The organism is Algiphilus sp. (assembly GCF_965216485.1).
GTDB lineage: Bacteria > Pseudomonadota > Gammaproteobacteria > Nevskiales > Nevskiaceae > Algiphilus.
Window position 1 is genome coordinate 812,973 of the sequence record NZ_OZ244162.1, and the last position, 12,816, is coordinate 825,788.

Consider the following 12,816-nt stretch of genomic DNA (forward strand, 5'->3'; position numbering starts at 1 on the left):
TGTCAGGCATGCCCCGCCGTGGCCGACAGTTGCGTGCTGTCGACGCCAAGCAGCCGGGTCGCTTCCCGCCAGCGCTCGGTGGTGGGGGTACGGAACAGAATCTGCTGATCGACCGGAGTGTTGAGCCAGGCGTTGTGCAGGATTTCACTCTCGAGCTGGCCGGCATCCCAACCCGCGTAGCCGAGCAGGACCAGGTACTGGCGTGGGCCCTCGCCGGCGGCGATGGCGTCGAGGATATCGCGCGAGGTGGTGACGAACAGGGCATCGTCGATGGCCATGGTCGACTCCCAGTCACCGCACTCGACGTGCACAACGAAACCGCGTTCCGGCTGCACCGGGCCACCCCAGAACACGGGTGAGTCGCGATCGCCCAGCTCGGAGGCATCAAGCCCCAGGTGCGCCAGCATGTCCGTCACCTTGAGGTCAGTCGGGCGATTCACGACCAGCCCCAGGGCCCCCTCGTCGTTGTGCTCGCACAGCAGGGTGACGGTCTGTCCGAAGTGGTCATCGTCACCCAGGCCGGGCATGGCGATGAGGAACTGATTACGCAAGTAGCCCATGTTGCCGGCGGTGTCGTGTTCCGCGTCCATTGTGGCCTCCATAGCGAGTACGTCCCAGAACGGCTTCAGTATCCGCCCGCTTCGGGGGGATGCTCAAGCCGTCGCATTCTGTCCAACACGCGCAGTGCCACCAGTCCCGAAACCAGGCCGAAGACCAGCGCGGCGGCGAGCAGCACCGGCAGCAGCACGGTCAGGCCGGCGTGCGGCAGAAAGACGGTCCAGGCGACCATGAATTGACCCGTCATATGCGCCATGGCCGCCAGCACGGACAAGCCCACGGCCGACAGGCGCAGGGCTGGCAGCACGCGTCCCACGGCATAGGTGGCCGCCAGCACCACGAAGGCCGCGACCGCACCGGTGGCGGACAGCCAGAAGGTCGGGGTCAGGAAACTGCCCACCAGCAGCGAGCCGACCAGCACGCGCAGCCCCGCCACCCAGGCGGCGCAGGCCACCCCGTGGCGCAGCAGGGCGACCAGGGTCACCACATTGGCCAGACCGGGCTTGATGCCGGGGATTGGGCTCGGAAAGCCGGCCTCCAGCACATGAATGGCGATGGCCACGGCCGCCAGGCCGGCAACCTGCCGGTCCATGGCGTCCGGTCGGTAGGGCGTATCAGCTGGCAATGCCGTCGAAGGTGGCCGAGCCACCCAGCATCTGCAGCGACAGGCCGTTGGGCACGCAGGCGGCGACGGCGCCGCCGTACTGCTGCCAGCCCATATGAATGCAGACCTTGCGTTGACAGGGGCTGTGCACGAAGCGCGCGCGTCCGTCCTCGATGTGGATATGTGCGGTCCCAATACGGCCTTCCACCGCCACCCGCTGGCGCTGTTGCACATCGTGAACGGCGATGCGCTCGCCGCCGCGATAGATGGCGACGGCAGTGGCGGTGGTGCGGCCCTGCCACTGCGCCATGGCGACCCAGCCGACGATCACGGCCAGCAGCAGGATGACGACCCCGTCGGCGCGCGTCATGGCGCTGGGCGCAACTCGGCGTCGGCGATGCGGTTGAAGCGTGCACGCGCCGCCTCGGTCATGCCCAGGGTTCCGTCGTCATAGACCACCACGACGGTGTCCATGCCGAGCTGGCGTGCCATCTGCCGCCATTCGTCGCCGGCAACGAACAGCGCGGTGCTGGCGGCGTCGGCATCCACGCCGGAGTCGGTGACAACGGTGACCGATTGCAGGCCGCGTGCCGGCTGTCCGGTGGCCGGGTCCAGGATGTGGTGATAGCGCGTGCCTTCATGCGTGAACCAGCGTTCGTAATCGCCGCTGGTGAACACCGCCTCATCCTCGACCTCGATCGCCGCCAGCAATTGCTGGGTGGCGCTGGGCCGGGGGTGGCGTACGGCGATACGCCAGGCGCGGTCGCTGCGGCTGCCGCGCACCACCAGGTCGCCGCCGGCATTGACGATGTGATTGCCAAATCCGGCCGCCTTCAGGCGGTCGCTGGCCTGGGCTACCGCATCGCCCTTGGCGATAGCGCCGAAATTCCAGATCACGCCGGGCGCCGGCCCGTAGCGTGGTCCGTCGTAGACAGGCGCCTCGGCCAGTTGCTGGCGGATGCGGCGGATCGCGGCATCGGGCGGCGGCGTGTCGCGGAAGGCTTCTTCCAGGTGGAAGCCCCAGAGCTCCACCAGCGCACCAACGCGCGCGTCGAAGGCACCGCCGCTGCGCGCCCGCCACTGGGCGGCCTGCGCGAACAGCGGTTGCATATCCTCAGGCACGTCAATGACCGCACCCTCAGCCAGCTGTGCGTTGAGTGCGCCCAGGGCACCCTCGCCCTCGGGTTGCCAGCGCCGGGTGTAGGCGTGGAGCGCGCGCTCGACGCCGCGCACGGCTTCCTGCGCCGCCGGGCGCTGCTCCGGCGTGTCCAGCCAGATGGAGACCGTGAACCAGGTCCCCATGGCAGCAAACTGCTCCTGCACGAGCTGCTGGTCCTCTCCCCCAGGTGGCGGCGGGCGGAACAGCAGATAGGTCAGCAGCACCAGCGCCACGCCGCCGAACAGGATGCGCCGCAACAGCACGACTACAGCCCCTGGCTCATGCAGGCGAAGGCACGCGCGGCGATATCCTGACCCGTTTCGCGCTGAATCTCGCGCAGGCAGGTGGGGCTGGTGATGTTGATCTCGGTGAGGCAGTCGCCGATCACGTCCAGGCCGGCGAACAGAACGCCGCGCGCGCGCAGATGAGGGCCGACGGCTTCCGCAATGGTCCGGTCGCGGGCATTCAACGGTTGCACCACGCCACGGCCGCCAGCGGCCAGATTGCCGCGCGTCTCGCCCTCGGCGGGGATGCGCGCCAGGACGTGGTCCACCGGCTCGCCGTCGATCATCAGGATGCGCTTGTCGCCGTCGCGGATGGCGGGCAAATAGCGCTGCGCCATGATGCTGCGTCGCCCCATGTCGCTGAGGGTATCGATGACCGCGCCCAGGTTGCGCCCGTCGGCGCCAATGGCGAAAACGCCCTGACCGCCCATGCCATCCAGTGGCTTGAGCACGATCTCTCCCTGCTCGGCGTGGAAGGCGCGCAGGGCTTTGGCATCCCGACTGATCAGGGTGGGGGCGATCCATTCGGGAAAGCGGGTGATGAAGCCCTTTTCATTGCAATCGCGCAGTGCGCGCGGCGCGTTGACCACGCGCACGCCGGCGACTTCAGCCAATTCGAGCCAGTAGGTGGCGTAGATATATTCCTGGTCGAAGGGCGGATCCTTGCGCATCAGGATCAAGGGAAAAGCGGTCAGCACGGTTTCGAAGGCTTCGCCCAGTTGGTACCAGTCGGTGGTGCTGTCGCATACCGCAACGCTTCGAGCACGCACCCGCGCTTGGCCGTCGCGCACAGACAGCGCGTCGGTATCGGCGCAGGCCAGCTGCCATCCGGCCTCCTGCGCGGCCAGCATCAGCGCGAGGGTGGTGTCCTTGACCGGTTTGATGCCTTGGATCGGGTCCATCACCACCAGCAGCGTACGCGCCGCGATGGTCTGACTCATGCGGCGGCCTCTTGGCGGGTGCTCTGGATCTCGCGCGCGGCGGCCAGCATCGCCAGCCGCGCGACCACGCCGTAGGCGTAGAAGCGGTTGGGCGTTTCGTCCGGGCCACACCGATTATCCGGTGCCACGCCGGCATCTTCGAAGGCCAGTTGATGAAAGCGCGCGCCGGGGGCATTCAGGTTTTCGTCGATGCCACGTTCGGCGTGGACGCGGTAGAAACCGCCCACGACGTAGTGATCGATCATGTAAACCACTGGCTCGGCGACCGCGGGCGGCTCGCCGATGGTTTCAAAGGTGTAGATGCCCTCCTGGATGATGGCACCGGTGACTTCGCCGCCGCCCTTGGCCGAGGCCATCTTCTTGCGCATGTTGCGGTTGAGCTGGCGCAGTTCATCAGGGTGCTTGGCCGTCATCACGCCCATGCCGTAGGTGCCGGCATCCGCCTTGACCACCACAAAGGGTTCGTGCTCGATCCCGTACTCGGCGTACTTCTTCCGAATCTCCTGCAGCAGGCCATCGACATTGGCGGCCAGGCAGTCTTCGCCCTCGCGCTTGAGGAAATTGATGTTGCCGCAGTTGCGGAAGGCCGGCGTGATCAGCCAGGGGTCGATGCCGAGCATGTCGGCGAATTCACGCGTGACTTCGCGATAGTGCGCGAAGTGTTGCGATTTCAGGCGCTGTGCCCAGCTCACCTCGGCTGGCGGCAGCAGCGGCTGGGCGGTGCCACGCAGGATCTCGGGCACACCCGATGATAGATCGTTGTTGAGCACCACGGCGCATGGCGAAAAGCCGCCGATATGCAGCCGATCGCCGTTGCGCTCCAGCGGTTCGAGCAGCAATTCGCCGCCGGAGTCGAGCTCGATGCGAGTGGGTGCGGTCACCTCGGGAGAGACCGAGCCGATGCGCACCATGAAGCCGGCGCGTTCGAGCAGGCGCTTCAGTCGTGCCACCGACTCCATGTAGAAGCGATTGCGCGTGTGGTTTTCCGGCACCAGCACCAGATTGGCGGCGGTGGGACAGGTGCGCTCAACTGCGGTCTGCAGCGCCTGAATGCAGAGGCTGTCGAAGCCGTCACTCAGGTTGTTGAAGCCTGCCGGGAACAGATTGGTATCCACCGGTGCCAGCTTGAAGCCCGCATTGCGCAGATCGACTGAGCAATAGAAGGGCGCAGTGGTGTCCGCCCACTGTCGGCGCAGCCAGCTTTCGATGGCAGCTTGCGACTCGAGGAAGCGCGATTCGAGCGCAAGGACCGGCCCTGCGGCCACGGCAAGATTGGGGACGGCACGTGTCATGCGGACCTGCGGCTATCAGGAAGGGATGCATGGTAGCGCAGTGCGGTATGCGACCGAACGCGTTTGTGCTACAACCAAGACAACACCAAATGCAGCGAAAACCGCGTCGGGGGACAGACGGTGACAGGCAAGATAATGGTCATTGACGACAGTCAGACGATCCGGCGCACCGCCGAGACGCTGCTGTCGCGGGCCGGTTATGAAGTGATCACGGCTCAGGATGGCTTTGAAGCGCTGGCAAAGATTGCCGACCACACGCCCGACCTGATCTTCATCGATATCATGATGCCGCGCCTGGATGGCTATCAGGCCTGTGCGCTGATCAAGGGCAACCCCTCCTTCTCCAGGACGCCGGTCATCATGCTGTCGTCGAAGGACGGTTTGTTTGACCGTGCGCGGGGGCGCATTGTGGGGTCCGACCAATACCTCACCAAGCCCTTCACCAAGGACGAGTTGATGGCAGCCGTGCAGGCACACCTGGTACAGGAAGGTGGCGCGTGAGTGACGCGCTGCGCGCACTGCGGAACCAACCCTTTGCGTTGCTCGCGCAGCTCGACCAGCAGATGCGCGCGGCGCGCTTCGAGGCGGGCGAAGGACAGTTCTGGACGGGCTTGGCCTTCCGCCTGGGAGACGACGCCTTTGTCATTCCGCGCAGCGAAGCCGGCGAAGTGCTCGCCCTGCCCACCATGACCCGTGTGCCCGGTGCATCCGACTGGTTGCTGGGCGTGGCCAATGTGCGCGGCGACCTGCTGACGGTATGCGATCTGCGCCGGCTGGCGGGCTACCCGCCCACACCGCCCGCACGTGAGACCCGGGTCATCGTGTTCAACCAGCCCGATGCGGCGATGGGCTTTGTGGTGGACGCCGTGTTCGGTCATCGGCAATTCGTGCCGGCTGATCAGAAGCATGGTCTGGCCGACGCGACCGACCCGCCGCTGCGGGATTGGCTGCTGGGCGCTTTCGTGCGGGACGGCGTGTCGTGGCGGGTGCTCAGTCTGCATCGCCTCGCGGCGGCCGAATTGCTGACCCAGGTGGCAGCGTAACCATGGTCTACGCGCGCCCCAATCTCGTGGCCGGCATGCACTGGGTGCGCCCGCAGTTCGGCCAGAATCTGACCCGCGCGCGCCATCTGGTCGAGCAGTACGTCGAAGAGCGCACCAACGCCGTGACGCTGCGCGAAGCGGTGCACGCCCTGCAGGAAGTGGGCAGTTCCGCGCGCGTCGTGCAGTGCGCTGGCATCAGCATCGCCGCCGCTGAGGTAGCCGACGCCCTGGATGCGCTCAGCCGCGGTGATGTCGAGGATATTTCAGCCTGCGGCACCGCCGTCATGAGTGCGATCATGCAGCTTGACGACTATGCCGATGCGGTGATCAGCGGCCTGCCCGACCATCCGCTGGTGTTGCATCCGCTGCTCAACGAGCTGCGCGTCGCGCGTGGTCAGCCGGTGCTGACCGAAGCGGAGATCTTCGCGCGCCAGCTCGAGACGCGGGGTCTGCAGCCCGAATGGGTCGAACCCGACGCCAGTGCGCCTCCGGCGCAGGCCATCGCACAGAAATACGAAGCCGTGTTTCAGCAGGCGCTGGCGCAATGGCTGCGGCACGATGCCCGCGAGGGCATGGCGCGCATCGGCAAGCTCAGCGAGGCCTTCGCCCGTGGCACCCGTGACGCCGAACAGCACGCGCTGTGGCGCACTGTCGCTGCGGTCGCCGAATGCGGACTCGCTGGTGGTCTGGATGACTCGATCGATCTCAAGCGTCTGCTCGGCCGCACCGCGGCCGGCGTGCGCGCGCTCAGCGGCGGACAAGCCTTTGCGGAAGCCCTGAGCCTGGCGCGTTCGCTGCTGCTCTACGTTGCCCGCGCCTCTGCAGGCGGGAGCCGCGCGCGCGATCTCGATGAGGCCCTCGGTCTCCGCGAGCAGCTGCCCACGAGCCAGGAAAGCGCGCGCATCCAGAGTCGTTTGCGGGGTACCAACACGGCGCTGATCGAACAGCTGTCGAAGGAGCTGCGTAGCGATCTGGGCAAGGTCAAAGACCACATCGATCTACGGGTGCGCGCTGGCGCTGGGGATATGGAAGCCGCCCGCGCACTGCTCGACCAGATCGCTCATACGCTGTCCATGCTCGGCCTACCCGCCCTTTCGCGCGTGGCACGCAATCAGATGTCGCTGCTGTCCACGCTGCTTGCCGAAGATGCTGACGCCACCCATGAAGGCTGGATCGACATCGCCAGCGCCCTGCTGCGTATCGAGGTCAGTCTGGACGAGGCACTGTTCCGACAGATCAATCGTGCGGCGGACAGCGAAGATGCAGTGGCCCTCGGCGAAGAGATTCCCAATGCTGCTGACCTGCAGGACAGCGCACAGGCGCTGCTGCGCGAGGCGCAGGTCAATCTGTCGCGGGTGAAGACGGCGGTTGACGGGCTGATTCGCAAGGGCAGTACCGAGGGCCTCGATGAGGCGCCGCAGCAGATCGCGCAGGTCGCAGCCGCCCTGCGGGTGGTCCAGCACGAAGCCATTGCCGAGCGTATCGCACGCCTCGCCGAGATCGCCCGCGAGCGCGGATTGCAGACACTGTGCGCCAGTGAAGAAGGCGCGGACCGTTTCGCCGACGCCGTGGCGGTCGTGGATTTCTACATCGAACGCCTGATGGAGCGCAGCGCTCCTGGGCAGCATCTGCTCGATGCCCTCAGCGGCCTGCTCGCCGGATTCGATGAGGCTGAAGAAGCGGTCCTGGATGCTGAGACGCCGCCTTCGCAGGAGCGGGTGACCGTCGACGTGCCGGCTGCCGACGAGGTGGATCCGGATATCCGTGAGGTCTTCCTTGAAGAGGCGCGCGAAGTCCAGGAGACCATCGAGGCCGCCTTCGCCCGCTGGCAGCGAAACCCGGACGACAGCGAGGCCATGCTCGAAGTCCGCCGCGGTTTCCATACCCTGAAGGGCAGCGGTCGCATGGTGGAGGCCACTGCACTGGGTGAATTCGCCTGGGCCTGCGAACGCCTTCTGAACGCCTGTCGCGATGGCGAAATCGCGGTCTCGCCGGACATCGTGGCCTGCATCGGCGAGGCCATCGCCTTCGTCCCGGAAATGGTGGCAGCCTTTGCCGAATCACGTCCGATTGCCGATCAGGCCACGCATGACGCGCTCATCGAGCGCACCGAGCGCCTGCGGCTCGGAGGCGTCACCGATGCCGAGCGGGAGGATCTGCTCGCCACCTTCCATGAGGACGCCGCGGCCCAGCTCGGCCTGTTGAGCCGTTGGCTGCGCGCGTCGCCAGAAGGTGGTCAACCTGTGGAAGCCGACGCCGCGCGCGCCTTCCACACACTACGCGGTTCCGCAGCCGCGGTCGGGCATGAGCGCTTCAGTCGTATCACTGGCACCGCTGAACAGTACGTCAATGCGCTGCAGCGTGGCAGCGCCGTGCTCCCCAGTGAGGCACAGCGCGTCCTGTCCGAGATCATTGATGCGCTGCGAGCAGGGGTGGATGCGCGCAATGCCGAACCCGATGCCGAGCAGACAGAGGCCTGGCTGCAGGCGCTGCGGGAACTGCACGACACGCTGCCCGCAGAGGATCGGGCCGCGGCCGAAGACCAGGCCATCAGCGATGCCTTCTGCATGGAAGCCCTGGATGCGCTGCAGGCCATCGACTCCCGAACGCGCGCCTGGCGAAATGATCCGGAAGGTCAGCACGTGCCAGCGCTACGCGATGGCTGGCGGAATCTCGCCGCCACGGCGGCCAATGCGGGCAGCGTGGCACTCGTCGCGCCGGCGCGGGCCTTCGAGCGGCAGCTGGCCCAGGCCGAAGCTGATGGCATCGTGCCGGATGCGGCGGTCTTCGATGCCCTCGATGCGCGCGTGGAAGCCTTCTTTCAATTGCTCGATGCCTTCCGTGAGCAGGGCGGCAATGTCGATGGCAGCGCTCTGGCCGAGCAGATCAACGCGCTGCGATGGGATGGCGGTGCCGCATCGGCCGTGTCGGCCGAGGCATTGCCGGAAGCGGACAACATCCAGGTCGACAACCATGCTGATGAGGATGCCGCCGAACTGCGCGAACTCTTTATCGGCGAAGCCCAGGAACTGATCGAAGCCATCGACAGTGATCTCGATCAGCTGGACCGCCAGCCGGATGCGATCGAGCCGCTGCGTGATCTGGCGCGTTCCCTGCACACGCTCAAGGGCAGTGCCCGCATGGCCGGCTTCGAGGCCTTCGGTGACGTCGCGCATCGCTGCGAGACGCTGACCAGCCGCCTCGAGAGCGACGGTGGGCAACTCGACACCAGCACGCGGTCACGGCTGCACAATGTCTGCGATGGTCTCTACCGGGCGGTGGAGACGCTGCGCGCGGGTGGAACACCGGACCTGCACACGCTGCTGGAGGATCTGGAGGGGGATGCGCCAGCGGGAACCGCGCCAGCGCCTGCGGAGGACGCAGCGACCGCTTCCGAGGCCGATGCGCTACCAGGACAGGCGGCCGAAGGCAGCCTCGATGACATTGCTGCCGCCGTGTCCGACCACCCCGCGCTGCAGGACACGGCCCCCGAATTAACGGACCAGGTCACCGCTGAGGAGGATGCCGACGCGCCGCCGGCGCCATCGTCGGAGGCCTTGCAGACACTGCCGCAGTGGCCAGCCTGGTCGGGTGAGACCTTCGAACGACTTCCGCCGGGGCCGGATGCCGCTGAGCACGCGGTCTCCGACGAGGGCGTCGATGAAGAATCGCAGGACATCTTCCGCGAAGAGGCCACGGACCTGCTCGATACGATTGCGCAGGCTCTGTCGCGCTGGTCAGGCGATATCGCCGCCGGCGTTCCGGCCTCGGAAGCGGGAGCGGTCATCGACCTCCGCCGCGCGCTGCATACGCTCAAGGGCAGCGCCTATCTTGTCGGTGCCAATGCAATGGGCGCGGCCGCGCACGAAATGGAGTCGCTGGTCGAGGAGGTCGTCCAGGGCGATCTCGATGCCGACAGCGGCACCGTCATGCAGCTGCAGACGCGGCTCGATCAGCTGCAGGCTATCCACGACGGCACGCAGCCGGTGTCGAGCGGCGAGACTGCCGACGACAGCACCTATTACGACGACGCCGACATCGCGCAACTGCAGCAGCCCTGGGCGCCGCCCGAGCCGGACGAGACTGGGCCTGTGCCCGAGACGGTAGAGACGTGGACGGCGGTCGCGGACGTGCCCTCCTCGGCCCCCGACGACGCGTCCCTGGCGCCGATGGCAGATGCTGCGCCGTCTATCTCCGGCGCGCAGCCCACGGCGCCGGGTGGCGACGGAGAGAGCGGCTGGGATCCGCGCGTGCTGTGGCAGCCGCCCCAGGAAGACGAGAACCGGCTGGGCCTGAAGCGCGAAGTCGCGCGAGTGCCGGTACCCGACCTGGAAAGCCTGCTCAACAAGGCGGGGGAGATTTCCGTGCTCCGCGCCCGTCTCGACGAGCAGAACGCCGGCATCGCCCATCAGCTCGAGGAAGTGGTCGAAACCGTCAACCGACTGCGCGACCAGCTGCGTCAGCTCGATGGCGAGACCGAAGCGCAGATCGAGGCCCGTGGCCTGCAGGGCAGCGCCAGCGAGGCCGTCCCCGACCGCTACGGCAAGGATTTCGATCCGCTGGAAATGGACCGTTACTCGCGCATGCAGGAGCTGTCGCGTGCGCTGGCCGAGACCGTGGGCGACATCGATGTCCTGCAGGAGTCGATGCGCGCCAACTCCGGCGAGACGGAAGCACTCCTGCTGCAGCAGCAGCGCATCAACAGCGATCTGCAGCAGGGCCTGATGGGCACCCTGATGGTGCCCTTCGCGCGCCAGACGCAGCGCCTGCAGCGTGTGGTCCGGCAGACCGCGCAGGAAAGCGACAAGGAGGTCCGCGCGCATTTCGAAGGCGAAGCCATCGAGGTCGACCGCAATGTGCTGGAGCGCATGACGGCGCCGCTGGAGCACACCCTGCGCAACGCCGTGGTGCATGGCATCGAGGCACCGGCGCTGCGCACGCAGCGCGGCAAGCCGTCGACGGGAACGGTTTCGGTCACGCTGTCGCGCGAAGGCCAACAGTTGCGTCTTGAGGTGGCTGACGATGGCGGTGGCCTGGACTTCGAGGCCATCCGGCGCGCGGCGGTGGATCGCGGCCTGATGCACGACCATGCCCAGCTCACCCAGCGGCAGCTCGCGCTTTTCATTCTTGAGCCTGGTTTCTCGACGGCTCCCAAGCTGACGCAAAGCGCCGGTCGCGGCGTCGGCATGGATGTAGTCGCCGCCGAGGTGCGCCAGCTGGGTGGCTCGCTGGAAATCGAATCCGAGCCCGAGCAGGGGACCCGCTTCATCATCCGCCTGCCGATCACGCTCGGGCTGACCCAGGCGCTGATGTTCGAGGCGGGGGGCGAGACCTTTGCCGTGCCGCTGACCAATATCGAGGGCATTGCACGCGTCAGCCGGTCGCAGGCCATGCCTGCCGATGGCAGCGAAGGCGTCATGCAGTACGGCGATGCCGAATACCGCATTGGCTTCGCCGCCGACTTCCTGGGCTTGCCTCGTACCAATGACAGCGATGCACGCGCGCTGCCGGTAGTACTGCTGCGGCTGCCGGAGGGCGTGACCGATGGCTCGCACCACCTCGCCCTGGTGATGGATCACATCATCGGCAACCGGGAAGTGGTGTCGAAGACCATTGGGCCCGTCGTGGCTGCGCTGCCGGGCATGACCGGCGCCACGGTCCTGCCGGATGGCCGCATCGTGCTGCTGCTGGATCTGCTGACGCTGGTCCAGGATCGCATCCGACGGGAGCGCATCCGCGAGGCGCCGGTCGACACGGCGGAGGCGCAGTCCACGACACCGTTGGTCATGGTGGTGGACGACTCGATCACCATGCGTCGTGTCGCCGAGCGCCTGTTGTTGCGCAATGGGTACGAGGTGCAACTCGCGCGCGACGGCGTGGATGCCATGGCACAGCTCGCCACGGCGCGGCCGCAGGTCGTGCTGCTTGATATCGAGATGCCGCGCGCCGACGGCTTCGAGGTGGCCAGCTATATGCGCAACTCCGACGCGCTGCGCGCGGTACCCATCATCATGATCACCTCGCGCTCGGGCGATAAGCACCGTGAGCGCGCCAAAGCCTTCGGCGTTCAGCGCTACCTCATCAAGCCCTACCAGGAGGCGGATTTGCTCAATGAAATCCGCGCGGTTCGCGCCGAGGCCGAGGCATGAGCGCGCAGCGAGACAGTGGCGGTACGCCGCAGAGCATCTTCGCCGTGCTGCTCACCCAGGAGAACGGTGACCACCTGCTGCTTCCCAATGTGGCAGTGCTGGAGGTGGGCAACATCTATCACGCACCGGCGGGGGAAGAGCCCGCGCGTTGGCTGCGCGGCACCATCGATCACGACGGCATCGCAGTGCCGGCGCTGGATTTCGAGCAGCTCAATGCCGGCGGGTCCTCGGAGGCAAGGCGCGCCCGCCCGGTCTTCGTGCAGACCTACGGCCGGCTGCTGCAGAACCCCGTCATCGCGCTGCTCTGCCGCGGTCATCCTCATCTGGTCGACGTCGAAGCCGCTGCCCTTAGGCCCGAGCCACTGGCCAGCGGCGATCGCGACGATCTCGTGCTCAGTCGCGTCCGGCTCGGAAATACCGTTGCAGTGATTCCCGACCTCTACACCATCGAAGCCGAACTGGCGCGCGCCGGAGTGGCTGCGCGCTGATTGTCCATTGCCGGAGAAGAACACCGCATGAGTCAGGATCGCGTTCAGGAATTGCTGCGTCAGCTGCGAGAGGAACTCGAGGATTCCGAGCGCGGTGCCGACGCGGAAACGCGCGAGCGCATACGCGCGCTGGAGGCCGACATTCAGGCGCTGCTGGCGGAGCACTCGGATGCACCGGACGCGCAGTCAATCATGGAACGGGCGCGCGCTGCCGAAGTCGAATTCGCCAATCGTCACCCGGTTGCGGAGGGCTTTGTGCGACAGCTCATCGATACCCTCTCCCGCATGGGCATCTGAC

Annotated in this window: 11 protein-coding genes; 5 read left to right on the forward strand and 6 right to left on the reverse strand. The window is 66.8% G+C overall.

The window, feature by feature from the left end; all coding sequences use genetic code 11:
• Nucleotides 1-2: 2 nt before the first annotated feature.
• From ACOOFO_RS03725 to gshA, 6 genes are read right to left on the reverse strand one after another with little or no spacing between them, the layout of a single operon-like run.
• Nucleotides 3-590 carry a YqgE/AlgH family protein gene (locus ACOOFO_RS03725; RefSeq protein WP_420428319.1) on the reverse strand — a complete coding sequence of 196 codons (588 nt, stop codon included), beginning with the start codon at nucleotides 588-590 and terminating at the stop codon, nucleotides 3-5.
• A gap of 35 nt (nucleotides 591-625) precedes the next feature.
• A complete protein-coding gene (locus ACOOFO_RS03730; protein ID WP_420428320.1) occupies nucleotides 626-1,150 on the reverse strand; it encodes a Gx transporter family protein in 525 nt (174 codons plus the stop codon).
• Nucleotides 1,151-1,172: 22 nt separating this feature from the next.
• The gene (locus tag ACOOFO_RS03735; protein WP_420428321.1) at nucleotides 1,173-1,532 is read right to left on the reverse strand and encodes a NusG domain II-containing protein; all 360 of its coding nucleotides are present in this window, start codon (nucleotides 1,530-1,532) and stop codon (nucleotides 1,173-1,175) included.
• Nucleotides 1,529-2,584 carry an FAD:protein FMN transferase gene (locus tag ACOOFO_RS03740; RefSeq protein WP_420428322.1) on the reverse strand — a complete coding sequence of 352 codons (1,056 nt, stop codon included), beginning with the start codon at nucleotides 2,582-2,584 and terminating at the stop codon, nucleotides 1,529-1,531. Before ACOOFO_RS03740 ends, ACOOFO_RS03735 begins: the two co-directional genes overlap by 4 nt.
• A gap of 2 nt (nucleotides 2,585-2,586) precedes the next feature.
• A complete protein-coding gene (gene gshB / locus ACOOFO_RS03745) occupies nucleotides 2,587-3,546 on the reverse strand; it encodes a glutathione synthase (protein WP_420428323.1) in 960 nt (319 codons plus the stop codon).
• Nucleotides 3,543-4,838 carry a glutamate--cysteine ligase gene (gene gshA / locus ACOOFO_RS03750; RefSeq protein WP_420428324.1) on the reverse strand — a complete coding sequence of 432 codons (1,296 nt, stop codon included), beginning with the start codon at nucleotides 4,836-4,838 and terminating at the stop codon, nucleotides 3,543-3,545. The genes gshB and gshA overlap by 4 nt, the downstream gene beginning before the upstream one ends.
• A gap of 135 nt (nucleotides 4,839-4,973) precedes the next feature.
• Here gshA and ACOOFO_RS03755 point away from each other — a divergent pair, with 135 nt between their 5' ends.
• The 5 genes from ACOOFO_RS03755 to ACOOFO_RS03775 are packed head-to-tail and all read left to right on the forward strand — an operon-like array spanning nucleotide 4,974 to nucleotide 12,815.
• Nucleotides 4,974-5,339, forward strand: a complete 366-nt coding sequence (locus ACOOFO_RS03755; RefSeq protein WP_420429633.1) for a response regulator — start codon at nucleotides 4,974-4,976, stop codon at nucleotides 5,337-5,339.
• The gene (locus ACOOFO_RS03760; protein ID WP_420428325.1) at nucleotides 5,336-5,881 is read left to right on the forward strand and encodes a chemotaxis protein CheW; all 546 of its coding nucleotides are present in this window, start codon (nucleotides 5,336-5,338) and stop codon (nucleotides 5,879-5,881) included. The genes ACOOFO_RS03755 and ACOOFO_RS03760 overlap by 4 nt, the downstream gene beginning before the upstream one ends.
• A gap of 2 nt (nucleotides 5,882-5,883) precedes the next feature.
• The gene (locus ACOOFO_RS03765; protein ID WP_420428326.1) at nucleotides 5,884-12,030 is read left to right on the forward strand and encodes an Hpt domain-containing protein; all 6,147 of its coding nucleotides are present in this window, start codon (nucleotides 5,884-5,886) and stop codon (nucleotides 12,028-12,030) included.
• Nucleotides 12,027-12,518, forward strand: a complete 492-nt coding sequence (locus tag ACOOFO_RS03770; protein WP_420428327.1) for a chemotaxis protein CheW — start codon at nucleotides 12,027-12,029, stop codon at nucleotides 12,516-12,518. Before ACOOFO_RS03765 ends, ACOOFO_RS03770 begins: the two co-directional genes overlap by 4 nt.
• A 27-nt stretch (nucleotides 12,519-12,545) precedes the next feature.
• Complete coding sequence (locus ACOOFO_RS03775; protein WP_420428328.1) at nucleotides 12,546-12,815, forward strand: DUF4404 family protein; 270 nt, start codon at nucleotides 12,546-12,548, stop codon at nucleotides 12,813-12,815.
• Nucleotide 12,816 lies beyond the last annotated feature (1 nt).